22 protein-coding genes and 4 pseudogenes are annotated in these 25351 nt (G+C 67.9%); 8 read left to right on the forward strand and 18 right to left on the reverse strand.

Annotated elements, in window-relative coordinates:
• Positions 1 to 768: 768 nt before the first annotated feature.
• The 4 genes from EF387_RS40120 to EF387_RS40135 form a co-directional block, all read right to left on the reverse strand.
• Positions 769 to 1146, reverse strand: coding sequence for a nuclear transport factor 2 family protein (locus EF387_RS40120; protein ID WP_128381555.1), 378 nt, complete (start codon positions 1144 to 1146; stop codon positions 769 to 771).
• 54 nt (positions 1147 to 1200) lie between these two features.
• The gene (locus tag EF387_RS40125) at positions 1201 to 2007 is read right to left on the reverse strand and encodes a DUF1684 domain-containing protein (protein WP_162467303.1); all 807 of its coding nucleotides are present in this window, start codon (positions 2005 to 2007) and stop codon (positions 1201 to 1203) included.
• A gap of 169 nt (positions 2008 to 2176) precedes the next feature.
• The gene (locus EF387_RS40130) at positions 2177 to 3070 is read right to left on the reverse strand and encodes a class I SAM-dependent methyltransferase (RefSeq protein ID WP_128381557.1); all 894 of its coding nucleotides are present in this window, start codon (positions 3068 to 3070) and stop codon (positions 2177 to 2179) included.
• 130 nt (positions 3071 to 3200) lie between these two features.
• A complete protein-coding gene (locus tag EF387_RS40135) occupies positions 3201 to 3818 on the reverse strand; it encodes an XRE family transcriptional regulator (RefSeq protein WP_162467304.1) in 618 nt (205 codons plus the stop codon).
• A gap of 92 nt (positions 3819 to 3910) precedes the next feature.
• Here EF387_RS40135 and EF387_RS40140 point away from each other — a divergent pair, with 92 nt between their 5' ends.
• From EF387_RS40140 to EF387_RS40160, 5 genes are all read left to right on the forward strand, one after another.
• On the forward strand, positions 3911 to 4918 hold the full coding sequence (locus tag EF387_RS40140) for an NAD(P)/FAD-dependent oxidoreductase (RefSeq protein ID WP_128381559.1): 1008 nt from the start codon (positions 3911 to 3913) through the stop codon (positions 4916 to 4918).
• Positions 4919 to 5053: 135 nt separating this feature from the next.
• The gene (locus EF387_RS40145; protein WP_128381560.1) at positions 5054 to 6667 is read left to right on the forward strand and encodes an MFS transporter; all 1614 of its coding nucleotides are present in this window, start codon (positions 5054 to 5056) and stop codon (positions 6665 to 6667) included.
• Between the two features lie 157 nt (positions 6668 to 6824).
• Positions 6825 to 6989, forward strand: coding sequence for a hypothetical protein (locus tag EF387_RS48875; RefSeq protein WP_238431968.1), 165 nt, complete (start codon positions 6825 to 6827; stop codon positions 6987 to 6989).
• A gap of 106 nt (positions 6990 to 7095) precedes the next feature.
• Entirely contained in the window at positions 7096 to 7716 is a 621-nt protein-coding gene (locus EF387_RS40155) for an RBBP9/YdeN family alpha/beta hydrolase (protein ID WP_128381561.1), read from the forward strand.
• Between the two features lie 92 nt (positions 7717 to 7808).
• On the forward strand, positions 7809 to 8726 hold the full coding sequence (locus tag EF387_RS40160) for a DMT family transporter (RefSeq protein ID WP_128381562.1): 918 nt from the start codon (positions 7809 to 7811) through the stop codon (positions 8724 to 8726).
• Positions 8727 to 8891: 165 nt separating this feature from the next.
• Here the strand turns inward: EF387_RS40160 and EF387_RS40165 are convergent.
• Both EF387_RS40165 and EF387_RS40170 read right to left on the reverse strand, forming a co-directional pair.
• A pseudogene (locus tag EF387_RS40165) lies at positions 8892 to 9991 on the reverse strand (IS110 family RNA-guided transposase).
• A gap of 187 nt (positions 9992 to 10178) precedes the next feature.
• A pseudogene (locus EF387_RS40170) lies at positions 10179 to 10430 on the reverse strand (hypothetical protein); the annotation flags it as partial.
• Positions 10431 to 10773: 343 nt separating this feature from the next.
• Between EF387_RS40170 and EF387_RS48880 the strand changes: the two are divergent.
• A pseudogene (locus EF387_RS48880) lies at positions 10774 to 10923 on the forward strand (IS110 family transposase); the annotation flags it as partial.
• Positions 10924 to 11087: 164 nt separating this feature from the next.
• On the opposite strand, the gene EF387_RS50245 reads toward EF387_RS48880, so the two are convergent.
• Together EF387_RS50245 and EF387_RS40185 are read right to left on the reverse strand one after the other, a co-directional pair.
• The gene (locus EF387_RS50245) at positions 11088 to 11222 is read right to left on the reverse strand and encodes a hypothetical protein (protein WP_420802683.1); all 135 of its coding nucleotides are present in this window, start codon (positions 11220 to 11222) and stop codon (positions 11088 to 11090) included.
• Between the two features lie 3 nt (positions 11223 to 11225).
• Positions 11226 to 12764, reverse strand: a complete 1539-nt coding sequence (locus tag EF387_RS40185) for an ABC transporter substrate-binding protein (RefSeq protein WP_128381563.1) — start codon at positions 12762 to 12764, stop codon at positions 11226 to 11228.
• 212 nt (positions 12765 to 12976) lie between these two features.
• On the opposite strand from EF387_RS40185, the gene EF387_RS40190 reads away from it, so the two are divergent.
• Complete coding sequence (locus EF387_RS40190; RefSeq protein WP_128381598.1) at positions 12977 to 13309, forward strand: ArsR/SmtB family transcription factor; 333 nt, start codon at positions 12977 to 12979, stop codon at positions 13307 to 13309.
• Positions 13309 to 13582, forward strand: a pseudogene (locus tag EF387_RS40195) (cation transporter); the annotation flags it as partial. The gene EF387_RS40190 and the pseudogene EF387_RS40195, both read left to right, overlap by 1 nt.
• Before the next feature lie 264 nt (positions 13583 to 13846).
• On the opposite strand, the gene EF387_RS40200 reads toward EF387_RS40195, so the two are convergent.
• From EF387_RS40200 to EF387_RS40245, 10 genes are all read right to left on the reverse strand, one after another.
• On the reverse strand, positions 13847 to 14929 hold the full coding sequence (locus EF387_RS40200; RefSeq protein WP_238431969.1) for a phosphotransferase: 1083 nt from the start codon (positions 14927 to 14929) through the stop codon (positions 13847 to 13849).
• Between the two features lie 23 nt (positions 14930 to 14952).
• Positions 14953 to 16302 (reverse strand): aspartate aminotransferase family protein, encoded by a 1350-nt coding sequence (locus EF387_RS40205; RefSeq protein ID WP_128381564.1) that lies wholly within the window; start codon positions 16300 to 16302, stop codon positions 14953 to 14955.
• Positions 16303 to 17069: 767 nt separating this feature from the next.
• On the reverse strand, positions 17070 to 17531 hold the full coding sequence (locus tag EF387_RS40210; RefSeq protein WP_128381565.1) for an Lrp/AsnC family transcriptional regulator: 462 nt from the start codon (positions 17529 to 17531) through the stop codon (positions 17070 to 17072).
• A gap of 410 nt (positions 17532 to 17941) precedes the next feature.
• Entirely contained in the window at positions 17942 to 19426 is a 1485-nt protein-coding gene (locus EF387_RS40215; protein WP_128381566.1) for an NAD-dependent succinate-semialdehyde dehydrogenase, read from the reverse strand.
• Positions 19427 to 19487: 61 nt separating this feature from the next.
• A complete protein-coding gene (locus EF387_RS40220; protein ID WP_128381567.1) occupies positions 19488 to 20354 on the reverse strand; it encodes an ABC transporter permease in 867 nt (288 codons plus the stop codon).
• Positions 20351 to 21247, reverse strand: a complete 897-nt coding sequence (locus EF387_RS40225; protein WP_128381568.1) for an ABC transporter permease — start codon at positions 21245 to 21247, stop codon at positions 20351 to 20353. Before EF387_RS40225 ends, EF387_RS40220 begins: the two co-directional genes overlap by 4 nt.
• A 3-nt stretch (positions 21248 to 21250) precedes the next feature.
• On the reverse strand, positions 21251 to 22390 hold the full coding sequence (locus tag EF387_RS40230; RefSeq protein WP_128381569.1) for an ABC transporter ATP-binding protein: 1140 nt from the start codon (positions 22388 to 22390) through the stop codon (positions 21251 to 21253).
• A complete protein-coding gene (locus EF387_RS40235) occupies positions 22383 to 23489 on the reverse strand; it encodes an ABC transporter substrate-binding protein (protein ID WP_128381570.1) in 1107 nt (368 codons plus the stop codon). Before EF387_RS40235 ends, EF387_RS40230 begins: the two co-directional genes overlap by 8 nt.
• Positions 23490 to 23904: 415 nt before the next feature.
• On the reverse strand, positions 23905 to 24300 hold the full coding sequence (locus EF387_RS40240) for a cupin domain-containing protein (protein WP_238431970.1): 396 nt from the start codon (positions 24298 to 24300) through the stop codon (positions 23905 to 23907).
• Between the two features lie 289 nt (positions 24301 to 24589).
• A complete protein-coding gene (locus tag EF387_RS40245) occupies positions 24590 to 25324 on the reverse strand; it encodes an SDR family NAD(P)-dependent oxidoreductase (RefSeq protein ID WP_128381571.1) in 735 nt (244 codons plus the stop codon).
• Positions 25325 to 25351 lie beyond the last annotated feature (27 nt).

Here is a 25351-nt window from a genome sequence, read left to right on the forward strand (position 1 = left end):
CGCACGCCAGGACGGGGACTGATCTCGAACACTGATCAGGAACCACGCATCCGGTCTATAACCGGCCTCCGATCTGCGAGTTCACTCGAAGTGCGCGACTTCGTGTCGCACCGATCAACTTCCACTTCTCGTCGGTGAGTTGCCTACGCGTCACAATCATCTTCCTACCGGACCCTCCTTTCCCCAGGGGCCCGGATCGGCAAGATTGATCACGACATCACACAGGCCCTAGTGCGATTACCGGCGCCCCTGCGACGTCGCAGGCCAGCGAACAGGCGGTGCAGCAGACTGATTACAGGGGGAGCGTCGGCGTCCAGAGCGCGAACTGGGCTGGGCCGAGCCTATCTTCCTGTCAGATCGAGCAGCATGAGTACGCTCGGTACTACACGATCACGATCAGGTGCAAGTACTTCGCGTCCAGCGGCTACTACTTCGAATACGACGCTGGTCGTTAAGCCGACACGCACACCGTGATCCGGTGGCTCGCCGGGCCAGGCCTTCGCGGGCCTGGCCCGGCGAGCCACCGCCGTGAGACAGCCGGAGAGTTACCGGCCACGGGCGGCCATCGCGCCACCGGCAACGGTGGACGTGCTGCTCAAGAGTTCAAAGACGGGTTCTCAGTTGCGGCTGAGAGGTGGGGAGCACAGCTACTGCCCGGGGCCGCCGATCCGGTGGTCGGCGGCCCCGGGCAGTAGGTGGGCCCCTTAGAGGTTGAGCGCCGCGTACTGTGCGCCGTGGTGACCAGTGGGCGTGTGCTGACTGTCGCCGTCAGCTGTCGTGGCCGCCGACGGGGATGAAGTTGGCGTACTCCTCAATGCGTTTGATCTGTCCGGCGTCGTCGAAGCCGAAGTAGACGGCGGCGTGGACCTCTCCGCGCATGCCGTTGATGGTGGCGACGTGGACCACGTGCTGCTGGAGGACCTCGCCCGGCTGGGAGAGCTGACGCAGGATGTCGTAGCGCATCGATTCGATGTTTTCGATCTGCCCCTCCATTCCGGCGATGTTCTCCTCGATGGACTGCTCGCTCTTGCCGTCGTTGTGCCAGACGGTGGCCGTCTCGGCGCACAGGGCGCGGGCCGTCTTCCAGTCGCGGTTCTCCAGTGCGCGGAGGTAGGTGACAGCCTTGTCCTTCAGGTCCTGGCTCATGCGGTCTTCCTTCGATACGAGTGAGTTGATGGGTTCCGGCAGTGGTGAGGCGTATCAGCTCTGGCCAGAAGCGGCGTGGATCAGGGCGCGTTCGCCGACCTCGATGCGCATCGGCAGGTGGTTGCCGGGCGGCGCGAGCGGGCAGACGAACACATCCGGGTTCAGGTGGTGGTGCGAGAGCGTGGCCTTGTTGAAGTCGACCGTCAGGGTGCTGCCGGGCTCCAGCAGCGACAGCACCAGCCAGCGGCCGATCGTAGGCGTCGAATCGCCGTTGGTCTCGTCGGTGAAGATCACCAGTCGCTGACCGGGGAAGTCCTGCAGGACGGCCAGGACGTATTCGGCGCCGTCGATGGTCACGGCCAAGTCGACGGGAGCCAGGATGGCTTCGGCGCTGCGCGGGCTGGTGAGCCGCGGTACCTCGATCCGGCGCCCTTCGGGAGCTGCCCGGTACTGGCCTTCGAAGACCCAGGCGGGGTCGTAGGGGAAGGTGTCGATGCCGGTCAGTCCGGTGCGCTCGACGCGGCCGTGGTCCATGACGACCAGGCCGTAGGAGCCGTCCGCACCGCTGGCGAAGCCGACCCGGTTGTCAGGGAACTCCAGGGAGCCGCCGGAGGGAACGGGGCTAGTGCCGTCGACCAGGCTGCCGGCCACCTGCACTCCGTCGACGGCCTTGGCCGTCACGGTCAGGTCTCCTGCTTCGGTGGTGCGCCATTCGCCGGGGACGCCGGGAAGCGTGTGAGGGCCCGGGTTGGTGATCTTGGCGTTGGCGACGACTGTGGCCTTGCCGTTCGCTCCGGCGATCTCTTCCCACCGGCCCTGGCGCCAGGCTTCGTAGTCGGCGGGGATCTGCGGTGCAGTCATGATGCTCCCTTTCCTCTTCACCGCGCTGTGGGGTCGCGGCGATGACATTGCGCGGGCATGGTTGCTCGGCCCGACGAAGCGCATGGCGCTGCGCAGGCGATGGTTGCGTATGAGGCAATAAGTTGGGTGCTGGGGCTGCCCGGCGGGCAACCGTGGGTTGCGCCGGGTGTCAGGCGCGGCGGGCGGCCCAGACGGTGCGCTCGGTGCGTACGGTGAGATCTTCGCGGCGCAGAAGGCTGTTCGGGCTGTTGGTGTCCAGAAGCTCGTTGAGTGCGGCGAGGTCCTCGGGGCTGAGGGCGGGTGCGGCGACGCCGCGGATGCGCTGCAGGCTGCCGTAGGCGTAGCGGCCGATCGATTGGCTGCGCTCACCTTCGATGTTGACGGTGATGGTGCGCTCGTCCTCGACGGTGAAGCCGGCGGCTGTCAGCATCGGGCCCCAGTCGGCGCCGCGGTGCGGAACGTGCTCGGCGTGGAAGCTGTCGGTCGCGGCATGGGCGCGCTCTTCGAGGCCAGGCCGGCTCTCCGGGGCGTGGGCGGGCAGGAAGCGGGGGAAGCCCGCGAGCTCGACGACGGCGAACAGGCCGCCGGGGGCGAGCAGTTCGCGGACGCTCCGCAGGGCGCGGTCGGGGTTGGCCATGTGGTGCATCGAGGCCGAGGCCCACACCAGATCCGGTGTGCCGAGGTCGGGCCATTGGGTGGTGTCGAGGTCGGCCTGCACGGCCCGTACGCGCCCCTCGACACCGCGGGCGCACGCCTTCTCGCGCAGGAGTTGGAGGTGCCCGGCCGAGGTGTCGACGGCGGTGACGTGCGCGCCGGGGAAGCGTTCGAGGAGTGCGAAGGTGCCCGCGCCGGTGCCGCAGCCCAGGTCCACGATGTGGCGCGGCTCGCTCTTCAGCGGCAGCCAGGCGGTGATGGACGCTATGTGCTCGGCGAGCACCTCGGCGTCCAGATCGAGGATCTCCGCCTGGCCGCCATCGCTGCGCTCGTGGTGGCTGCCATGGTCGTGGTCGGGGTGGTGACCGCTTTCGCCGTGGTGGAGGGTGTGCTGATGCGTTTGGGTCATGGCATCACCGTAAGCTCGTCATGCGCCTGCCGCACGGCTGCTTGCGGGATGCGCAAGAAGGTGGCTTGATGCGCTGCCCGCCACGCAATATCGCCAACCGCCCGCGGGTCTCCTGTGCGACTGTGGCCCGCTATTTGCAGGGGCCCTGGGCGCCGCCTCCACAGCCGGCTTCGGAGTCGTCGGCGCCGGCGTCTTTCTGGTGGCCGCGGCGGGCGTCGCGGTCGAAGATGCCCATGATCTCGCAGGGGCCGCCCTCGGCGCCGATGGCGTGCGGCATCATGGTGGGGAACTCAGCGGCCTGGTTGGTCTCGATACGAAAGCGCCGGTGGCCGAGCATGAGGATGGCGGTGCCGGACAGTACGACGAGCCATTCGCGGCCGGGGTGGGCGCGCATGCGGGCCGGGTTGTCGGGCGGCGGGTCGGTCATGCGCTGACGCATCACACTCATGCCAGGGTCGCCCTTTATGGGCCAGCGCATCAGACCGTGGGTGCCGTCGATCATCGGGCTGATGACGACGTCTTCGGCGGCGTTCTCCACGAGCTGGTCCAAGGTGGTGTCCAGGGCGCGGGCGAGGGTGACGAGCTGGTCCAGGGCGAGGCGGCGCTGCCCGTTCTCGATGCGGCTCAGTGAGGACTGGCTGAGGTTGGCTCGGGTGGCCAGTTCCTCCAGGGACCAGCCCTGTGCGACGCGCAGTGCGCGGATCCGTTTGCGTACGAGGCTGTCCAGTTGTCCATCTTCTTGCGTCATAGGCAACATGGTATGCCTTTTATGCAACGTGGGTTTAGCGTCGAACAGAGATGGTCCAGCACGGGGGGCCACTTACGACGAAAGGGCGCGACATGCCTGCGCAGGCTTCACACTACGAGAGCGACACACTTCCCACCGAGACCGTGGATGTAGTGGTGATCGGCGGCGGCGCCGCGGGCCTGAACGGCGCGCTGATGCTGGCCCGCTCGCGCCGCTCGGTCGTCGTGATCGACAGCGGCACCCCGCGCAATGCCCCCGCAGCAGCCATGCACGGCTTCATCGTCCTGGACGGTACCCCGCCCCCCGAGATCCTCAAGCGCGGACGCGAGCAGGTACGCCAGTACGGCGGCCGGATCATCTTCGGGGAAGTGGCCACGGCCGAACCCGCCGCCCCCTCAGCGGACGGCGACCTGCGGTTCACCATCACCCTGGCCGACGGCCGCACACTGACGGCGCGCCGGGTGCTGGTGGCCACCGGCCTGCGCGACGTGCTGCCCGAGGTGCCCGGCCTGGCCAAGCACTGGGGCCACAGCGTGGTGCACTGCCCCTACTGCCACGGCTATGAGGTCCGCGATGAGCCGATCGGCATCCTCGCGACCGGTCCGGCCTCCGTTCACCACGCGTTGCTGTTCCGCCAGCTGACGGATGACCTCATCTACTTCACCCGCGGCACCGACCTCGACTCCGAGACCCGCGCCCGCTTCGCCGCCCGCGACATCCGCACCGTCGAGACCGACGTCAAGGAAGTCGTCAACGACGACGGCGGCGCCCTCGCAGGCGTCCGCCTGACCGACGGCACTTTCGTGGGGCGGCGGATTCTGGCTGTGGCCACGCAGATGCGGGCCCGTACCGAGGGCCTCGACGGGCTGAAGCTGCCGATGGAGGACCTGCCCGACAACATGGGCCGCCGCTTCAACTCTGCCATGGCCGGCACCACCGAGATCCCGGGCGTGTGGGTGGCCGGCAACGCCACCGACCTCACCGCCCAGGTCGGAGCCTCTGCTGCTGCTGGAGCCCTGGCCGGCTCCCACATCAATGCCCTGCTGGCCGCTGCGGACACCGACGCCGCGCTCGCCGCCGCCCAGAAGACCACCGGCTGAGACATAAGCCCGGCAACTGAAGAACCGCGCGACCGCCATCCAGCGGGCCGCGCGGTGAGTAAGCCCCTATCTCACTGACCTGGCGACCGGCCCTGTCCCGGCGCTGATCCTGCATGCCCTTTTCGGAAGGAAACCATGAGTACCAATCAGCTTCCTCAGGCGGCGGCCGCGCCCGCAAGCGGCGGGGGCGCGCCGGATGCGCGTCAGCTGCGCGCGATCCTGATCACCGTCTCGATCGCGCTGATGGCTGTCATCGCCTCCGTGTCCGGGCTGAACGTCGCCCAGACCCACATGGCCGTCGAGTTCGGCGCCTCGCAGAACACCGTCCTGTGGATCATCAATATCTACACCCTCGCCCTGGCCGCGCTGCTGCTGCCGCTCGGCGCGATCGGTGACCGGCTGGGCCGCAAGCCCATGCTGATCACCGGCCTGATCATCTTCGGCGCCGCCAGTGTCCTCGCAGGACTCGCCCCATCTGCCGGGGTAATGATCGCCGCGCGCGTGGCCGCCGGCATCAGTGCCGCGATGATCATGCCGATCACTCTCGCCGTCATCACCTCCACCTTCCCCGAGGAGGAGCGCGGCAAGGCGATCGGCGTGTGGACCGGCGTCGCCGGAGGCGGCGGCATCCTCGGCATGTTCCTCTCCGCCCTACTGGTTGACGTCGCCGACTGGCGATGGCTGTTCGTCCTGCCCGTGGTCCTGGTCGTCGTCGCGCTGGCGATGACACTGAAGTCGGTGCCCAACTCCCACGAACGCTTCACCCATTCCTTCGACACCATCGGAGCACTGGTCTCCACCATCGCCGTGATCGGTCTCATCTTCGTCCTGCAGGAAGGCCCCGAGCGCGGCTGGACCGCTCCCATCACCCTGATCAGTCTGGCCGTCGGCGTCGTCGCCGCCATCGCCTTCGTGGCCTGGGAACTGCACCGCCGCGACGCATCCCTGCTGGACGTACGCCTCTTCCGTGAGCGAGGCCTTGCCTCCGGCTCCCTCACCCTGCTCGTCGTCTTCGGCGTCCAGGCCGGCATCGCCGTCGTCCTCTTCCCGTTCTTCCAGGCCGTACTCGGCTGGTCCGGACTGCTGTCCACCGTGGCGATGATGCCCATGGCCGTCATGATGATGATGACGTCCGGCCTGGCCCCCAAGATGGCCGCCAAGATCGGCGCCCGCTCCACCATGACCGTCGGCGTCGCCCTGGCCACCCTCGGCCTGGCCCTGATGGCCCTGTTCGTATCCGTCGACGGCGGCTACCTGTCCATCCTGGCCGGAATGCTCGCCATGGGCATCGGCATGGGGCTGTCAATGACACCCTCCACCGAGGCCATCACCAGCTCCCTGCCCCGCGCCAAGCAAGGCGTTGCCTCCGCACTCAACGACGTCACCCGCGAGTTCGGCACCGCACTGGGCGTCGCCATGCTCGGCGCGCTCCTGGCCAACGGCTACCGCAGCGCCATCGACGGCAAGCTCGACGGCATCCCCAACGGGGCCGCGGACACCGCCCGCGAAGGCATCGCCAACGCCATCGAGGTCGCACCCACCACCGGCAGCCACACCCAGGACCTGATCCACGCCGCGCAGCAGTCCTTCGTCGACGGCTGGCAGCAATCCATGTGGGTCGGCGCCGCCGTCATGGCCGCCCTGCTCCTCTACGTCGCCCTGCGCGGCCCGAAGAACACCGCACCTCTCCCGTCCGACGCCGAGGCAGCCCCCGAGACCGGGGCCGCGGAGAACGTCGCCGCACGCTGACCTAGCCGGAACTCCGTGCGGACGGAGCACGACGCCGCCCGCACGGCAGACGGGGCAGACGGCCGTGGGGCACCCCGCCACCACGCTGGGTGCCCGACGGCCGCGCAGCGCCCCGAGCGCAACCCGACATCCCCGATCACATGCAGGAGTATCCCTCATGAGCACCATCGAGGTGACCGCGGACAACTGCACCGAGGTCACCTCCGGAAACGACTTCGTGATCATCGATTTCTGGGCCGAACTTACAGACGGTCTGCCCAGGCGGCTGTCGATGGCCTGGCGGCCAATCTTCATGTATGTGCGGGCACATCTACTGTTTTAGGCTGGTCAGCAACCATGCCAGGGGTTGAGGATCATCCCTGGATCCGTGCAGTGGCCGTACCAGTTCACCGACAACGTGAAGATCAGGGCAGGGGCGAAGGAGACAGATGACTGAGATACCCGGCCCGCCTCCGCCGGCGCGGCGCTTCCTCATGGTGCACGGTGTGCAGCACCGTCGACCGCGGCAGCACTGGCTGTGGTGGTTGACCGAGGCCTTGCGCCAGCGGGGCGAGCAGGTGCTCTATCCGCAGTTCCCCGCACCCGAGCAGCCGTCGGTGAGCGAATGGATCGATCTCCTGCACGCCGAGCTGGCCCAACTCGGCGACCAGGAACGCGTCGTGGTGTGTCACTCCCTCGGCTGCGCCCTATGGCTGCGCGCCGCCCAGAGCCTACCTGCCGACCTGCGCGTCTCCCGGGTGCTGCTGGTGTCCCCGCTCGGTGACCAGGCGTTCACCGCGGCCAACGGCAATGAAGAGTTCAAGCTCGAGCGCATCGACCGTGAGCTCCTTGCCGCCGCGTCGGCCAAGTCGCCGCGTGTGGTCGTCTCGGCGACCGATCCGTACGCGCCCGCCGACCCACGCGCGTGGAGCGCCGCGCTCGGCCTGGACTGTGACGTCCTGCCTGCGGCCGGCCACATCACCCCCGCAGACGGATACGGCCCGTGGCCGGCCGCGCTCGACTGGTGCCTGCGCGAACAGACCCCCGTGTCAGCCGTCACCGGACTGTGAGCGCGGAGGAGTCCGTCGCCGGTGATCGTGTGCGGCTCGAACACGGATCTGGCGACGCTCGGCGCACACGGCCGGGGCGGGGTGGGACCGCGGTGCGCACCGGCACCGCCGCCGCGATCGGCGCGCTGCTGATTGCGACGCTGTTCTGGGCCGGGAACTACGTTGTCGGCGGTGCCGCCGTGTCCGCGATCCCACCGCTCGACCTCGTGGCGCTTCGATGGGCGATCGCCGTGATACCGCTTTTCGCCCTCGCGCAGCTGGTCGAACGCCCCGACTGGCGACACGTCGCGCGCTCGTGGCACCGGGTACTCCTCCCGGCCCTGTCCGGGCTCGTCGCCTACACCTACCTGCTGTACAAGGCGTTGCAGTACACCGACGCGGTGAGCGCTTCCCTCATCAACGCGTTCAACCCCGCACTCATCGCTGTTGCCGCCGCAGTCTTCCTCCGGGAACCCCTGACCTCGACAACTGTCGCGGGGGTCGTCGTCGCACTCGTCGGTGTGCTGTGGGTCCTGTGCGACGGACACCCCACCTCGTTGCTGTCCAGCGGGTTCGGCCTCGGCGACGTGTTCATGCTCGGCGCAATCGTCGTATGGACCACGTACACCCTTGCCGGTCGCCGTCGCACCGGCATCCCGCCGATCACGAGTACCGCCCTGCAAGCGCTTGTATCGGTGATCGCGCTCGCGCCCGTCGTCCTCCTCACCGGAGGACCGCACTGGCCGGCGACCTCGAACGCGACCTTGGCGCTGTTGTTCATCGGGGTGGGCCCGTCGGTCGTCTCTTCCGCGCTGTGGAACCAGGCCCTGACGACAATCCCGCCTGCGCGCGCCGGAGTGTTCCTGAACTTGATCACGGTCTTCACCGTGCTCATCTCCCTCGCGCTCGGCAAGCCGTTCACTGTCGCAGAAGCAATGGGAGGCGCGGTCGTGCTCTTCGGGGTCACGATCACCAACGCCCAAGCCTTCCGCGGTGGCAAGGCACGAAGTGATGCCCGCATGTCTCGCTGAACCATCGGCTACCGAGACGTATCTGATGCAAGGTCATCATGACAACCCACGCTTCATCGGCCTTCTAGGGCGTGTATCGAAAGTGCTGGTCACAACCACTCGTTGATAGCCGCTACGAGGACGGTCGCCTCGTAGCGGACCGCGAGTTTGATGCCCCTATGGATGTCAAGCTGCCAGCGCCTGGCCGCGGGGCCGAGCATGGGCTCGAATGATGATCGTGTAGAGCTCTCGGGCGACGTAGCGTTTCAGGCAGCGGATGGCTTCGCGTCGGGTCTTGCCTTCGGCGGTGCGTCGCTCGACGTAGCTGCGGCTGCGTGTCTCCCAGCGGAGTCGGGCAAGGACGATCGTGTAGAGAGCCGAGTTGGCCTGACGGTCGCCGCCTCGATTGAGCCTTCTGCGCTGTGTCTTGCCCGAGGAGGCTTCGACTGGGCTCACCCCGCAGAGCGAAGCAAACGAAGCCTCGCTGTGGAGTCGTTCAGGATTGTCGCCTGTGGCGATGAGTAGCGCCGCGGCGGTGTCTGGACCCACGCCGTAGCAGTCAAGCAGTTGCGGAATGTGCTGTCTGATCACGTCGGTGATCTGCTGCTTGAGAGCGGCGATCTCATCATCGAGTTCCTCGACTCGACGGGCGAGCAGCCGCAGGGTGAAGACCGCGGCCGCCGTGGCCGTGCTGGCCGTAGACCTGTGCAGTGTCGTGCAGGCTCGAACCAGTTTGGGAATGGTCAGCCCGTCCAGAGACTCTCGCAGCTCCGGACTGGCCGTCACGAGTACCGCCCTGAGCTGGTTGATGGCCTGGGTGCGGGCTTTGACCGCGGAGGCCTTGGCCATTTTGAAGAGCCGGAGAGCTTCAACGGGACCGTCAGCGAGCTTGGCCGTCGCGGTGGCTCGGCCGGACAGCACGGCATGCGCTGCTGCCTCGGCGTCGATGGTGTCGGTCTTGCCGCGACGGCGGCGTGTTGCCTTGTCCGGCTGGTTCACCTCGATGACGGTCAGCTCGTTGGTGCGCAGAAAGCGGCTCAGCGCAGCCCCGTAGGAGCCGGTGCATTCGACTCCAGCGCGGCTGACCAGGCCTGAGGACGGGCCCAGTCCAGCAGTTGTTGGTAGCCATCGGCGGTGGCGGGAAAGCTCCGGGAGTCGATCAGCTTGCCCGTGGTCGAGACCACGGCTGCCACGTGGGCGTCCTTATGGGTGTCGACACCTAGGACGACCTCACGACGGCAGTCATGGTGAAAACGGATCGGCTGGGCCATGCTGGCACTGGTCATCGGTCTCCTGCCATCGAACCGGAGCTTGGTGGCCGTCGCCGGGCTGGCAGGGTGGTCAGGACTGTGACGGTGCCTGTCGCGAAGGCCCCTATCGGGACACACCCGCCGGCCTGGCGGCAGCAAGTGCCGTCCCGAACAGTGGCCGACAAATCAAGACTCAGGACAAGATAGTCAGTCGTATCGCGGGTCAGGCCACCGCCGAGACGGCACCGACATCCTCACAGTCGTATCTCGTTGCCACGGCCCGGTGTCTTTTGAGGCGGTTGATGCCGCACTCGACCGCGTGCCGAGCCTTGTAGTCCTGCGGGTCGAACTTCGGCGGACGGCCGCCGCGCGACCCGCGTTTCTTGCGGTTCCGGGCCTGGTCGGCCTTGTCCGGGATGGTGCAGCGGATCCCGCGCCGCCGCAGGTAAGCGCGGTTCTTCCGGGAGGCGTACGCCTAATAGGCAGGTGGGTTGGCCGTTGGTCAGTCCAGGCAGGGGTCCGGGCGGGACATCTGTGCTGTAAGCAGCACTGCGAGTGCTTCGACAAGAGGGATGCGTTCTGGCCCCTGCCGTCACGAACTCGGTCGCCGTACCGTTCCGTGATTCGAGCCATTCCCAGGGCCACCTCCCAATCAGCCGGAGCCGTCGAGTTCTTCACGAGAGTGAGGCCCCTGAGCAGGGCTGGGGCCACGGACGGCTGATGGGGTGGTGCGCCCGAGAGCGCTTCTATTAGGTCGCCGGGTGGTCCTGCCGCGGCCCGACGCCGACGGACAGCGAGGCCTTGGAAAGGAGCGCGTGGTGCACGCAACCTGCGGAATCGACTGGGCCGAGGACCACCACGATGTGGCGGTGGTCGACTCCGATGCCCAACTGCTCGGCAGACTCAGGATCAGCGATGACGCGGCGGGCTTCCAGGACCCGCTGCGCCTGCTTGCCGAGCATGGCGACAGGCAGGACGGACACCCAGGAGGTGCCCGCGTCGCCCTGAGCCAATCCGCCCAGCCAGCGCGCGAGATGCGTGAGCGGCCCCTCGTCCAGGCCCAGTTGCTCCCGAACAGCGGCCAGCTGCTCGGGAGTCGGGTCCCGGTCGGCGGAGCGGGCCCGCAGGACGGTCAGCGCGGGTCGTTGCCGGACAGCCAGGGCAGCAAGGCCACGGCCGTGAGCAGCGCGGTCCCGGCAGTGAGGCGGCCGAGGCTCGCGCGCCACCGGGACGGGCGGGCCTCGGTACCGGCCGACGTGACGCTCATCGGCTACTTCAAGTGGGTGTCGATGTCGATCAGGGAGCGCTCGCGCGGGTCGAGGAGCACACCCTCGACGTTCGCGGCGACGCCCTGGATGACCTTCTCGTGGACGAGTGGGACGACGGCGTCGGTGCGCAGGATCTCCGCCTCGGCCCACATGATCCGCTGCTGACGCTTCGTCACGTCGCCCTCTACGGCGGCGGACTTGATGGCCTGGTCCACCTTGGGGTCCTTCAGACGGGCGATGTTGTACACGCCGCCGCTCTTGTAGTCGCTGGCCAGGTAGGCGACCGCGTCGCCGGTGTCGAGGAGGACCACCCGGGACATGATGAGGGCGTCGTACTTGCCTGCGAGGAGGTCGGCTTCCATCTGTGTGTACTCGCGGACGTCCTGCTTGACGGTGAAGCCGGCCTTCTCCAGCTGCTGCTGCAGCACGCTGGCGGCCTCGGGGATCTCGGCGCGGTTGGTGGGGGCGGCCAGACGCAGGGTTTTGCCCTTCGTCCTGGACCTGACCTGTGCGGGTGTCGCGGCCTTGGCGCGGCCGGTGACGTCGACGCGCTTGTCGGCGGCCCAGGACACGGCGGGACCGAACAGGCCCTGCGCGGGGTCGGCGTAGCCGCCGAAGATCGAGCCGACGAGCGCGGAGCCGTCCACGGCCTCGCGGGCGGCGGCGCGCAGCGCGGGGTCGGTGAAGATGCCGTTGCCGGTGTTGAGGATGAGGCTGTCGGTCCGTACGGACGGCACTTCGTGACGGGTTTTCGCGTCCAGCAGCTTCGCCTGGGAGGTGGGGATCCACTCGGCGATGTCGACGTCGCCGCCACGCAGGGCGTTGGCGCGGGCCGGGCCGTCGGCTATCCAGGTCACGTCGATGCCGGGAGCCTTGGCCTTGCCGCCCCAGTAGCCGTCGTACCGGTCGAGGGTGGCCTTGGACTTGCCGGTGAGCTTGGTGACCTTGAAGGGGCCGGTTCCGGTGCCGATCGCGCTGGCGGTGCCGTCCTTGGTGTACGCGTTGGCGGAGAGGATGGCCAGCACCGGGCTGGCCAGCCGCAGCGGGAGGACCGGGTCGGCGGTCTGGGTGCTGATGGTGACCGTGTCGGCGTCGTCGGCCTTCGCGGTGAGGGTGACGTCGCTGAGGACACGGGGCTTGGGCGTTGCGGCGTCCGCGTGGCCGAGGGCGTTGACGACGGACTCGGCGGTGACCTTGGTGCCGTCCTGGAAGGTGGCCTTGCGCAGCTCGAAGGTCCAGGTGGTGGGGCTGTTCTGCTTCCAGGACTTCGCCAGCGCGGGTGCCGCGGCGCCGTTCTTGTCCAGGGCGGTGAGTCCTTCGACCACGGAGAGCTTGCCCAGCAAGGTCGCGTCGTCGCTGTACGGGGACAGCGCATGCACCGGCGGCCGGGCGAGCGCCACCCTGAGTCGCCCTCCCGACCCTCCTTCAGCGCCCGTGCCCGTGCCTTGCCCGCCGGACACGAAACAGCCTGCGAGCAACGGAGTGAGAGCGAGAGCCACGAAGACACCACGGGGGGTCGTACGCACGGGAGGTCCTGTCATCCGAGAGAGGGTGGTTTGAGCCCCTGCGCGCCATAAGTGGGCATTGGGGCTCGGTCATTGTACTTAGGGCACCCTAACTTGATCTACCCCGGTAGGTGAACTCTCAACCAGCGAGATCGCTCCACAGGAGCTGTCGCGAAGCGGACCGAAAGTGCAGCCCGAACGGTACACACTTTGCTGAATTCAGGGATCTATGTACTGTCTTGGGTGCGCTGACCGTTGCCTCCGACATCGACGTGCTGGCCCGCTTCGGCCGCGCACTCGCCGACCCGATCCGCTGCCGGATCCTGCTCGCCCTGCGCCAGGCCCCCGCCTGTCCGGCAGACCTCGCCGACGCCCTCGACGTCTTTCGCACCCGCCTGTCGAACCACCTGGCATGCCTGCGGGACTGCGGACTGGTCGTCACCGTGCCCGACGGCCGCCGCACCCGCTACGAACTCGCCGACGAACGCCTCGGCCACACCCTGGACGACCTGCGCACCGCCGTGGTGGCCGGGGAGAGCGACCGCACCTGCGTCGACGCCGACGACAAGGGCTGCTGCTGATGGCCGCGATATCCCTGGGGCCCTCACCGTCCCGCCGCGACGTCCTCGCCAAGCGCATACGGCTGCTGGCGGCCGCCACGATCACCTACAACGTCATCGAAGCGGTCGTCGCCATCACCGCCGGCACCCTCGCCTCCTCCACCGCTCTGATCGGCTTCGGCCTGGACTCCGCCATAGAGGTGTCCTCCGCCACCGCCGTCGCCTGGCAGTTCTCCGCAGCCGACCACGCCGTACGGGAAGCACGCGCAGCGCACCCTGCGGATCATCGCGGTCGGAGCGGGTCTCGCCGTGGGCGGTCGACTGCTCGGGACAGGTGGCAGGCTGCCCGCAACGGAGGCCTCCCACGTCATCGCTGCCGCCCAGCGGAAGCCTGCAGCGATTGCGATTACGGCCCGATGTCAGCCAGCCACTGGCTCGTGGTCGGCGGGTGATGCCTAGCAGCTTCTGGGCGGAGGGCTCCGGCGTGATCGAACGGCCCGGCATGGCACTCATCGTGCCGTAGCAGCCGAACGAAGATGCTCCTTTCTTTATGGCTTTTCAGGAATGCCCGTGACGGGCCTCCCTGAGGTGCGCGACGACGTCGTCCAGGCTCACGGTCAAGGAACGCTCGATGTTGATCCAGTCGTCCTTGGCGTGACCGAGGAGGTACTCTCGCCGTTCGGGTGCGCGCTCCGCGCGCCAGTTCGAGATCAGCGCACGCAGTGTGAGCCGTGCCAACGCGGCAACCGGGAGCAGCGGGAGTTCCGAGGCCTGGATCGGGCGCTTTCGTTGGTAGCCTGCGGCGAAGGCGCAGGCGTCCCGCCAGGGATGATCTGGTGTCCTGCCGAGCAGGTTCGCCATGGGAACGGCGGGGTCGAAGATCACCGCACTGCGCACCGTGTCACCGAAGTCGATGACACCGGTGACGAAGTGATCGCTCTTCTCTGGGTCCACCACGATGTTGTAAGGGCTGAAGTCGCCGTGGATCACTTGCGTTTCGAGATCGCTCAGCCTCGGGACGACGTTTTCGCCGAAGAGCCGGAAGACCGACTGGGCCAACTGGCGGTGCTCGGGGCTCGGCGTGTGCCCGAGCAGTTCGGTCATCCGGTGGAAATGCCGGATGTCCCATGCCAGACCTCGTCGGTCCGCCGGGTGTGTGAACGGCCTGAGCGCCAGGTCGATCAGCCCCAGCATCTCGCCCGCCCTGGCGAGTCGCTCCGCGTCCGGGTTCGCATCGGCCAGGACCTGGCCTTCGACGAAGTCGAACACCCGCAGGATGCGCGTCCTGCCGTCGTTCAGCCTGATCGTGACATGGTCGTCTCCGTCGGCGGTCAGCTTCACCCGCTGGACGGGCAAGTGCGCAGCGGCGGTTTCGAGGTAGCGCATCGCGGCGGTCTGGAGGGCGACAACCGCCTTCACCTCGTCAGGTGGTGAGACCTTCACGAGGTAGTTGCGCGGGTCGGTGCTGAGTCTGAACGTGTCGTCCTTTTCGGTCGCCAGTCGCCGCAAGCGTCCGGTGAGGCGGTAGTGCTCCTCGAGGAGAATGCTCACCAGCATCACGTCGATGGGCTCGTGGGAAGACGTCAGGCCACTCTCCTCGAGGAGCCGCTGAGCATGGTTCTTAGCTGGTGAGGTGGTCACGGTCAGTCCCTTCGGTCAGCCTGTCACAGACGGTTTTTCGCGACCTCGGCGAAGGTCTCCAGGAATCGGGTCACATCGGCGGAGTCGAAGGCCAGTGGCGGGCGGATCTTCAGGGTGTTCGCTGACTTGCCCGTGCCGTTGATGAGGATCCGGCGATCGCGCATGTCGTTGATGACGTCTTCGGTCAGCAGGCGGTCCGGCTCAAGAGTTTCCCGGTCCTTCACGATCTCCACGCCGACGTACAGACCGGCGCCGCGGACTTCGGCGACGTGGGGGGAGTCCTTGGTGATCTCCCGCAGTCCCGCGCGCAGAGCGTTGCCGCTCTCCAGGACACGTTGCTGCACGTTCTCCTTCTCGAGGACGTCCAGCACCGCCGCGCCGGCTGCCACGGGGATCGAGCTGCCGCCGAAGGTGTTGAAGTAGCGGACGTTGCGTCCGAACTCCTCGCTGACCTCGGGGCGGAAGACCACACCCGAGATCGGCATTCCGTTACCCATCGGCTTGCCCATGGTGACGATGTCCGGCAGGACGCCGTGACGGGTGAAGCCCCACATCGACTCCCCGAGCCTGGCGAATCCGGACTGCACCTCGTCCGCGATGTAGACACCGCCGGCCGCGTGCACCTCCTCCACCACGCCCTGCATGTAGTCGACCGGGTCCGTGAAGATGCCGTCGCTGGTGTAGGCGCAGTCGGTGATCAGCGCCGCCAGGCGGTAGCCGTGGCGCTCGAGGTCGGCGATCGCGCCGCGTACCTGCTGCCGCATGTGCTCGGCGAGCGTGGTTCCCGGCGCGGCAAGGCGCGGGTCCGGCGGATCGATGAGCCGGACGTTCGGGCCCAGCGGCGATCCCGCACCCAGGTGCGGCGAGAAGCTCGCCACCTCCCGGGTGATGCCGTGGTAGGCCCAGCGGGTGACGATGATGCCTTCGCCGCCCGTGTGGAACCTCGCCACCCGCACCGCCAGGTCGTTCGCCTCCGACCCGCTGCACGCGATGCTCAGCTTCGACAGTTCCTTGGGGAAGGTCGCGAGCAGCCGCTCCGCGTAATCGACCAGGGCTTCCTGGACGTAGCGAGTGTTGGTGTTGACCGCCGTCATCTGGCGGGCGACCGCCTCGGCCACGTGGGGGTGGGCGTGTCCGACGCAGGGGACGTTGTTGTAGGCGTCGAGGTAGTCGTTGCCGTCACGGTCGATCAGGTGGGCCCCATGACCGGAGACGAACTCGACCGGCTCTTTGTAGATGAGTGTGTAGCCAGGGCCCAGGACCTTGTTCCGGCGCTGGATGGTCTCTCGGAGGTGTTCGGGGAGCTCGCTCAGTACCCCGGGGTCGAACCGGTTGGGGTAGTGGGCTATCGCCCGACTCAGCGTCGAAGTCATCGGCAGGCACACCTTCAGTCTCGTTCCGGGGTTGCTCGCTACATGGGGCCCTTGTCGATTGTCGACGATAAAAGTATTGTCGACAACTGTCAACAGGCCCGAACTTCCCTCAGGCCCACTCTGCGGAACCCGCGAAAGGACCTGACCCATGCGCCACGCGTTCACAGCAGACGGTACTGGCAGGAGAGAACAGCGACATGAAGTTCAACCCCTACTGGCCAGACACCGCTCCCCATGGTCGGGACCGGTCCCGACCGAGATCGGGGGAATGTACGTGCCTGTCGATCGGGTTCCGGCAGGCGGTTGCCCGCTACGGGTTCGACACCGCGGAGGCGTACCTGATCACCTACCACGACGCGGTCGACATCCTTGAGAAGCTCGTCGCCGAAGAGGGGATCGACTGTGACTTCGCCCGCACGGGCAAGCTGCTCCTGGCGTCCGAACCGGCCCACGTCGAAGGCCCGCGCAAGACGCACCGAGACCCGGCTCATCCCCCGGGGCGGGATCCACTCCGAGATCGGCTCCGACCGTTTCCATGGCGGAATGGTCGACGCCAAGAGCGCCGTGCTGCACGTTGACGGAGATCACCGCCAAGGAGGAGTACTTGTCCCGCCAAACCGCCCGGTCGGTGTGCTCGGTGCCTGTCCTTCTCTCCACATCGCTATGGGGACCGCCTGGGTGTCGAAGAGACCCTGGCCACCGGGGTGGAGGTGGTGGTCTTTGCGGTCACGGTGGACTGGACGGGGAAGTGACGATGGCGGCGCTGCTCACACCGATGGCGTGGTACGCCGTTTTCTTCGCGGACGGTTGACGATGCTGGACAGGGTGAGGGCGGTGACCGTGTCCCGTACGCCGGGCATCTGGGCGATGTTCTCCCGGACGACTCGTACGCGTTCCAGCGAGGCTGCCTCCAGGCGCACCATGATGTCGAAGTCGCCATTGAGGACCTCGCAGATGACGACCTCCGGAATGCTCTTGAGTGCCGCCAGGACGTCGCCTCCGCGCATGCGGTCCTGGCGGTGGACGAGGACGAGCGCCGAGACGACATTGCCGGTGTCCTCGCCCGGACGGACGATGGTGTAGCCGGCGATGTGGTCCTGCCGCTCCAGCCGTTCGATGCGCCGGCGCACCGCATTACGGGAGAGCAGCACCCTGCTGGCCAGCTCCGAGTGCGAGAGGCGGGCGTTGCGGGTCAGCTCGGCGATGATCTTCTCGTCGATGGCGTCCACGGCCGACCGTCTCCCTCGTCAAGTCGGTGGAGATGGCACCATGGCACTCGGATCACGGGTGCCATGGGGGGCTGCGGAGCACGGTGCGGTGCCGGTGAGGAAGAATCCAGACTCCCCACCGGGCTGCCGTGGCTGCTTGACGTCCCAGACGCTCTGCCCCGCCAACTGCTGGATGTCCCTTTGCTGTCGGTGACCAGGAACTGAGAGGCAGGCGCCGACGGCAGGAACTGCTTCACACCGCCGTCCTGTCGAAGATCCGCCCGGGCGGCCAGGCTGGCGACATCAAGGCCGTCGGAGACTGGCGGCCACCCTTGACCGGGCCGCTGGTGGACGTCGCGGAATGGACCCTCACCCCGGGTCACGGCGTTGCCCTGCACGACGGGGGGAGAGGTCCGCTAGTGTCGGCTTGCTCAGCTGTGAAAGCCGGGCAGTGACAGGTACTTGAGCTGCTGGTACTCGTGGAGGCCTTCCGGCCCGCCCTCACGACCCAGGCCGGACTGCTTGACCCCGCCGAAGGGCGCCGCGACCTCAGAAACCAGGCCCCGGTTGATACCGACCATTCCGGCCTCCAGCCGGGCAGCGACCCGACGGGCGCGGTCGATGTGGGACGTCATCACGTACGACGCGAGCCCGTGCTCGGTGTCGTTGGCCACCGCTATGGCCTCGGCCTCGGTGGAGAACCGGTGGATGGCGGCCACAGGTCCGAAGACCTCCTCGTGCATGATCGCGGCGTCGACGGGGACGTGGTCCAGCACGGTCGGGGCGGCATAGTGACCCGGCCCGGCAGGGATGTCCGCCTGGGCGACGACGAGGGCACCACGGTCCACGGCGTCCTCTACGAGGTGGTGGACTTTGTCCACCGCACGGTGGTCGGCCAGCGGGCCGAGCTCGGTGTCCTCCCGGTCCGGGGCACCCACGCGGATGGCGGCGATCTGTTCGCCCAGCGCGGCGGCGAACGCGTCGGCGATTCCCTCCTGGACCAGGAACCGGTTGGCACCGACACAGGACTGGCCGCCCAGCCGCATCTTCGCGATCATCGCTTCGCGGACCGCGAGGTCGAGGTCGGCGTCGTCGAAGACCAGGAACGGCGCGTTGCCGCCCAGCTCCATCGAGGTGCGCAGCACCCGCGCACCACTCTGCAGCAGCAGCAGCCTGCCGACCGGAGTAGAGCCGGTGAAGGACAGCTTGCGCAGCCGGGAATCGGTCAGCAGCGTCGTGCTGACCGCTGCCGCGTCGCTGCTGGTGATCACGGTCAGGACACCGGGGGGCGCGCCCGCCTCACGCGCCAGCTCGCCCAGCACCAGGGAGGACAGCGGGGTGAGAGCGGCCGGTTTGAGCACGGCGGTGCAGCCGGCGGCGAGGGCTGCGGCGGCCTTGCGGGCGGCCATGGCCAGCGGCACGTTCCATGGGGTGATGAGCAGGCAGGGTCCGACCGGTTCGGCGACGGTGACGATGTGACTCCTCCCGTCCGGGGAAGGGGTGCTGCGTCCGGGCGGACGGACCGCCTCCTCCGCGTACCAGCGGAAATAGGCTGCGGCGTAGTCGACCTCGCCCCGGGCTTCTCTGATCGTTTTGCCGATCTCCAGGGTGATGATCCGGGCCAGACGCTCACGGTGCTCGATCAGGGAGTCGGTGAGCCGGTGCAGGACGGCCGCCCGGTCCCGCGGGCTAGTGAGGGCCCACTGGTCGGCGGCCGCGGCCGCCGCGTCCAGTGCCTTCACCGCGTCTTCAGCGCCGCAGTCGGCCACGGTGGCGATGACTACCTCGGTTGCGGGGTTGCGCACCTCGAAGGTGCGACCTCCGGTGGCGGGTTGCCAGTCGTGGGCGAGGAAGCCACGGGGGACGGATTCCAGGACTTCCGACTCCCATGAGGGAGCGGTGAGGGTGTCAGTCATGCGCGTGGCTCTTTCGCTGATCGAAGGCTGGTGTGGTTGAGGGAGCCCGATCGGTGGGTGGTCATACGGCCTCGCCTCCGGGGTTGGCGACGCCGACGGTGTTCTCGACCGAGAGCAGGGATTCCTGGCGTCCGGAGCCGAGCCAGCGGACCAGGGCGACGAGGCCGAGGGCGAGGATGGCGAAGGCGGTGAGCAGCGCGCTGACCGCGGTCACGCTGGGGTCGATCTCGAAGGTGAGGGAGTTGTAGACCCGCACCGGCAGGGTGACGGTGTCGACGGAGGAGAGGAACTGGGAGATGTAGAACTCGTCGAAGCTGGTGATGAAGGAGAAGATCGCCGCCGCGATCATTCCCGGCGCGGCGAGGGGGAAGGTGATGCGCCGGGCGATCGTCAGCCGGCCGGCGCCCATGCTGGCCGCGGCGTCCTCGAGGCGTTCGTCGATGCCGCGCAGGGTCGCGATGAGGATGAGCACCGCGATCGGTGAGGCGAGCACGGTGTGGCCGAGCGCGATGGCGATCGGGCTGCCCAGCATCGCGGCGGGCTCGAAGAGCAGGAACAGCCCGAGCGCGGTGACGATCTGCGGGATGACCAGCGGCCCCAGCACCAGGGCGTAGACCGCTGAGCGCAGCGGGAGTTCACTGCGGGTCAGGGCGGTCGCCGCGGTCACCCCGATGATCAGGGAGAACACGGTGCTCAGGGCGGCGACCAGGGCGGACAGGGACATGGCGGCCGGCCACTTGCTGCCGTCGGCGAACAGGGCCTTGTACCAGTTCAGCGTCCACGTCTCGGGCGGGAAGGCCGCGAAGGCGTTGTTGCTGAAGGAGGTGACGAGGATGACGACGATCGGCAGCGCCAGGAACAGCAGGATGAGGGTGGCGATGGCGGTCAGGGCGATCCGGCCGGTGAGGGTCTTGCGCAGCTCCATCATGATCCGTTCCTCCTCCTACGGCTGGCGCCCAGGGAGCTGACAACCTTCACCAGGAGCAGTCCGGCCAGGGTGAGGACCAGAAGGATCACGCCCTGTGCGGCGGCTCCGTTCCACTGGTTTTCCTTGGTGACCTGTTGGTTGATGAGGGTGGCGATCATCGTCTGGTTGGGTCCGCCCATCAGGGCGGGGGTGATGTAGTAGCCCAGCGAGAGGATGAAGCTCAGCAGCCCGGCACTGGCCAGACCCGGCGCGACCAGCGGCAAATACACCCGCCGGAAGATCGTCACCCGGCCCGCGCCCATACTCGCGGCGGCCGCCAGCAGCCGGCGGTCCACACCGCGCATCACGCCGTACAGCAGCAGCACGGTGTAGGGGAGCATCATCGAGGTCGTTCCGATGACCACACCGAGCTCGTTGTAGAGCAGTTGGAACGGCGCGCCGGGGACCGACATGGCGGTCAGGCTCTCGTTCACCAGGCCCTTGTCGCCGAGCATGATGATCCAGCCGTAGGTGCGTACCAACGCGGAGACGAAGTGCGGGACGACCACGACCAGCATGGCCAGGCCGGCGAGTATGGGCTTGAGCCGGGTGATCGCCTGGGCCAGGACGAACCCGAACACCAGGCTCAGCACGGCCGTCTCGGCGGAGATCCTGAGCGTGGTCAACAGCACCGACAGGTTGACCCCGGTCAGCGCGTCGGCGTACCAGTGCAGCGTGAACGATCCGTCGGCGTCCTTCAGGCTCAGTAGCAGCGTGGAGAAGATCGGGTAGACGAACAGCACCAGCAGATACACGACGACCGGCAACGCGTACAGGATCCCGACCCGCGTCTTGCGTGACGCCAGGAGCTTGCGCGGGCGGGCGGGAGTCCCCGCGGTGAGGGTGGCGGCCATGACTCACCCGCCCTGTTCGACGGGGAAGAGGTTCACGTCGTCCGCATCAACGGTGATCCCGACCCGCTCGCCGGCCACGGGGCCGCGTCCGGCGGGTACCTCCAGGCGCAGCAGCGGCCCGTCACCGCCGTCGACCCGTACACCCGCGCGCACCAGCGTGCCCACATAGGTGGCGGTTTCTACGGTGCCGGTACAGAACCCGTCGTCGCTGGCTGAGGCCCGCAGCCGGCCCGGCTGGACGGCGACCTTGACCTCGGTGCCGGGGGCGAGCTGGTGGCGGCGCGCCTTGATCAGGCCGCCACTGGCATCCAGGCGGACCAGGGTGTGTTCGCCGTCGTGCTTGTCGATACGGCCGGGCAGGAAGTTGGCCGCGCCGAGGAAGTCCGCGACGAAGGGGGTCTTGGGCCGTTCGAACAGCTCCCTCGGGGTGTCGAACTGCTCGATCAGGCCGTTGCGCATCACCGCGATGCGGTCGGACATGACCAGCGCTTCTTCCTGATCGTGCGTCACATAGATGACGGTCAGGCCGAGTTCCTGCTGGATGGTCTTGATCTCGACCTGGAGCTGGTCGCGCAGCTTCTTGTCCAGGGCGCCGAGCGGTTCGTCCATGAGGATGACCGGCGGGCGGTAGACCAGCGCCCGGCACAGGGCGACCCGCTGCTGCTGGCCGCCGGACAGCTCGCGCGGCTTGCGGCCGCCGAACCCGGACAGGCCGGCGATCTCCAGCGTCTCCCCGACCCGCTTGCGGATCTCGTCCTTGCCCACTCCGCGCAGGGTGAGCGGGAAGGCGACGTTTTCCCGCACCGTCATGTGCGGGAAGAGCAGGTACTGCTGGAAGACGAAGCCCAGGCCCCGCTTCTGCGGCGCGAGGCGGGTGACGTCGCGGCCGCCGACGGTGATGGTGCCGGAGTCGGGTTCGCAGAACCCGGCGATCATCATCAGCGTCGTGGTCTTGCCCGACCCCGAGGAGCCGAGGAAGGTGACGAACTCCCCGGCCGCGATCTCCATGGACGCCTCGTCGACGGCGACGACGTCGCCGTAGGTCTTGCGCAGGGCCACTACCGACAGCGCTTTGCCGGTCGCGGTGGCCGGCGTGACGCCGGCCACCTTGACAGACGGTGTGGCAACACCGAATTCAGCCACGAGCCCACTCCAGCCAGCGCTTGGTGACGGCCGCTTCGTTCTTCAGCCACCAGTCGACGTCCGCATCGAAGCCCTTGTCGTAGTACTTCGGCGCACCCGCGGACGCGTTGCGCTGTTCCTCGGTGAGCTTGGCGTAGGCCACGGGCGAGGACGGGTTCGACGGGAAGAACTTGACCAGGTTGGCCTGGCTCTCCGCCCGCAGGGAGAAGTCCATGAGCTGGTAGGCGTTGTCCACGTTGGCCGCGCCCTTGGCGATGGCATAGCCCGAGAACTGGCGGCGCATACCGTTCAGCTGCCTGGTGACCGGGACGCCCTGCTTCTCCAGGTCGGCGAGTCGGCCGTCCCAGACGGTGGACATCGTGACCTCCTGGCGGCTGAGCAGCACACCGGGCAGCGGGCCGCTGTCCCAGAACTTCTTGATGTCGCCTCGCAGTCGGGTCAGCACCTTGAAGGCGCGGTCCACGTCGAGCGGGTACAGCTTGTCCATCGGGACGCCGTCGGCCAGCAGCGCGAACTCCAGCTCCGGCAGGTCACCGTCCGGGTGGACCATCGCGCGGCTGCCCTTGAACGCCTTGGTGTCCCAGAAGTCCGCCCACGACTCCGGCTTCTTACCCCCGAACGCGTCCGTGCGGTACCCGATGCACTGACCGTAAAAGGCATGGCCGACGGCATACTCGGTGATCTGGGCCTCGGGGATCTTCGCGCTCTTCACGCTCTTGACCCGGTCGAGGTCCAGCGCCTCCAGCGCGTCCTGCTTGACGTACTTGGTGTGCGACATCATCGAGTTGTTGATGAGGTCGCACTGCGGGCGGCCCTGCTTGATCTGGGCCAGCAGCGGGGCGTCGTCCAGGTTCAGCACCTTGACCTGGATGCCGGTCTCCTGGGTGAACGGCGTGTAGATCGCCTTCTGCAGAGCCGCGCCGTAAGAGCCACCGCTGTCACGGACGACCACCGTCTTACTGCCGCCCTTGCCACCACTCCCACCGGCCGTCCGGCTGGAGCCGGTACCGCAGGCGGAGAGGGAAGGAAGAGCGGCGAGGGCGGCCAGGCCGCCTGCTCCGCGCAGGAGCGCTCTACGACCGATCTGGGCATCACTCATGGCAATACTCCTCATCTGGGGACGCGTGGAACCAGCTGTGCGGGGGCTTTACCTCGCGGGTGGGGGTTGGTGCAGGGCGGCGAACGCGGACAGAGCATCGCCCGCTTGCGTTGCCGATCGCCGTTTGGGGCGCGTGTTCGTCGTGGATCGAAGTCCCCGACGGCCTTGTCGCCGGAGCGACGTCACCTGGGTGACCGGGTGGGTGGCAGTGGGGAAACTGGAGCCGGGACAGGGGGTGACCAGCGGAGTGGGGGTGGTCCTCAGCAGAGCCGGAGCATGAGGGCTCTGGTGAGGGATGAAGCAGATCCTGGCCTGCGGCTGAGGGACGGGCCGAGCGGTCCATCGTCCCCGGCGACGTTGCTCAGCAGGTGGCTTCGCGTAGGCCCCGGAAGGCGATCGGGGCCGGGCATCGGCATCACGTCACGGTCACGTAGATCTTGCGCACGGTTTCGATGGTCTTCCAGACGCCGACGTAGCCCGGCTTCATGACGAAGCTGTCGCCGGCCTTGTAGATCACCGGCTTGCCGCCTTCGGGTGTGAGTTCGACGATGCCGGAGAGGATGTGGCAGAACTCGAAGGTCTCGCCCTTGATCGAGCGCATCTCGCCGGGCGTCGCTTCCCAGACGCCCGTATGGATCGACTCCCCACGGGCGACGTCCTGGGACCAGGTCCGGAAGGTGGGATCGCCGGAGATCAGGCGTTCCGGGAGCAGGCCGGATTCTCGCGGCGCGAAGGAGGGATCGGTGTCGATGGCCTTCAGGAGCGACATGTCTTTCCTTGTTGTGCTGGTGAGGTTGGTGGCCGTGGCCACGGTGGATGAGCCGTTGCCAAGCGGTGTCTGGCGCGCACTCGCGGGCGTGGCCCTTCCCGATATGCGGAGGCCGACGACGCGTCGCGGCTGTGCCGGCGGGTCCGGGTGGCTCGGATGCGGTTGTCGGCACGGGCGCACTGTGGGTGGCACCGTTCGAGTGCGGAGCATGGGGGACGCGCTCGACGCGTGTTCGACAGTTCATGCCGCAATCGGCAGTTGCTCAAGGCAGAAGGTGAGAGGAGAGCGGGTCGTTCAGCCCATTGCCGGTGGTTGAGCCCAGCAGGGGTGTTCAGGAAGCGGTGTACCCGCCGTCGACGGTCAGGACCGATCCGGTCACGTACGACGACTCCGACGATGCGAAGAAGAGCACCGCGTCGGCGACCTCTTCGGGGGTGGCGAGGCGTTGGAGCGGGATCGTGCTCTCGCGCTGGCGGCGGTAGGCCTCGGGGTCGGGCCTGCGCTGGAACGCCGCTTCGATGACCGGGGTGGCGGTCAGGCCCGGAGCGACGACGTTGACGCGGATGTTGCGCGGGGCCCATTCGATCGCCGCGCCCTTGGCGAGCATGATGAGGCCCCCCTTGGCGGCGGAATACAGGACCTGCCCTGCCATGCCGACCATGCCCAGCCGTGAACTGACGCAGACGAACGAGCCACCGGCCCCGGGCATCAGCGGCGCGAAGTGCTTCATCACCAGGAACGCGCTGAGCAGGTTGCTCTCCAGCACGTTCCTCGCGTCGTCGCAGGCCATCTCGGTGAGCGGACCGTCGGCCTGCAGGCCGTGGTTGAGGACGACGACGTCAACGGCGCCGAAGGACTCCGCTGCCTGCTTGGCCAGGTGCTCGACGAACGCCTCGTCGTTGAGGTCTCCGGGAACGTACAGGTCGTCGGGCTGAGCGCTGTCGAGCCGCTCCCTGCGGCCGGTGAGCAGCAGCCGCCCACCCTCCCGGCGGAAGTGGGAACTCACCGCCTGCCCTATGCCACTGCTGGCGCCTGTCACCAGGGCCGTGACGTTCTCGAGTCTCATGTCAGGCACTCCTCTTATGGGGGAGGT

The sequence above is a fragment of the Streptomyces cavernae genome, assembly GCF_004023625.1.
In the GTDB taxonomy this organism is placed as follows: Bacteria; Actinomycetota; Actinomycetes; order Streptomycetales; family Streptomycetaceae; genus Streptomyces; species Streptomyces cavernae.

Excerpts from the sequence above, each read along its gene's own strand:
- EF387_RS40125 (WP_162467303.1), bottom strand. The coding sequence starts at position 2,007 with ATGACTGCACCGCAGATCCCCGCCGACTACGAAGCCTGGCGCCAGGGC.
- EF387_RS40155 (WP_128381561.1), top strand. The coding sequence starts at position 7,096 with ATGACTGAGATACCCGGCCCGCCTCCGCCGGCGCGGCGCTTCCTCATG.
- EF387_RS40135 (WP_162467304.1), bottom strand. The coding sequence starts at position 3,818 with ATGACGCAAGAAGATGGACAACTGGACAGCCTCGTACGCAAACGGATC.
- EF387_RS40205 (WP_128381564.1), bottom strand. The coding sequence starts at position 16,302 with ATGACTTCGACGCTGAGTCGGGCGATAGCCCACTACCCCAACCGGTTC.
- EF387_RS40225 (WP_128381568.1), bottom strand. The coding sequence starts at position 21,247 with ATGGCCGCCACCCTCACCGCGGGGACTCCCGCCCGCCCGCGCAAGCTC.
- EF387_RS40130 (WP_128381557.1), bottom strand. The coding sequence starts at position 3,070 with ATGACCCAAACGCATCAGCACACCCTCCACCACGGCGAAAGCGGTCAC.
- EF387_RS40120 (WP_128381555.1), bottom strand. The coding sequence starts at position 1,146 with ATGAGCCAGGACCTGAAGGACAAGGCTGTCACCTACCTCCGCGCACTG.
- EF387_RS48875 (WP_238431968.1), top strand. The coding sequence starts at position 6,825 with ATGAGCACCATCGAGGTGACCGCGGACAACTGCACCGAGGTCACCTCC.
- EF387_RS40140 (WP_128381559.1), top strand. The coding sequence starts at position 3,911 with ATGCCTGCGCAGGCTTCACACTACGAGAGCGACACACTTCCCACCGAG.
- EF387_RS40185 (WP_128381563.1), bottom strand. The coding sequence starts at position 12,764 with ATGACAGGACCTCCCGTGCGTACGACCCCCCGTGGTGTCTTCGTGGCT.
- EF387_RS40145 (WP_128381560.1), top strand. The coding sequence starts at position 5,054 with ATGAGTACCAATCAGCTTCCTCAGGCGGCGGCCGCGCCCGCAAGCGGC.
- EF387_RS40245 (WP_128381571.1), bottom strand. The coding sequence starts at position 25,324 with ATGAGACTCGAGAACGTCACGGCCCTGGTGACAGGCGCCAGCAGTGGC.
- EF387_RS40220 (WP_128381567.1), bottom strand. The coding sequence starts at position 20,354 with ATGATGGAGCTGCGCAAGACCCTCACCGGCCGGATCGCCCTGACCGCC.
- EF387_RS40215 (WP_128381566.1), bottom strand. The coding sequence starts at position 19,426 with ATGACTGACACCCTCACCGCTCCCTCATGGGAGTCGGAAGTCCTGGAA.
- EF387_RS50245 (WP_420802683.1), bottom strand. The coding sequence starts at position 11,222 with ATGAGCGTCACGTCGGCCGGTACCGAGGCCCGCCCGTCCCGGTGGCGC.
- EF387_RS40235 (WP_128381570.1), bottom strand. The coding sequence starts at position 23,489 with ATGAGTGATGCCCAGATCGGTCGTAGAGCGCTCCTGCGCGGAGCAGGC.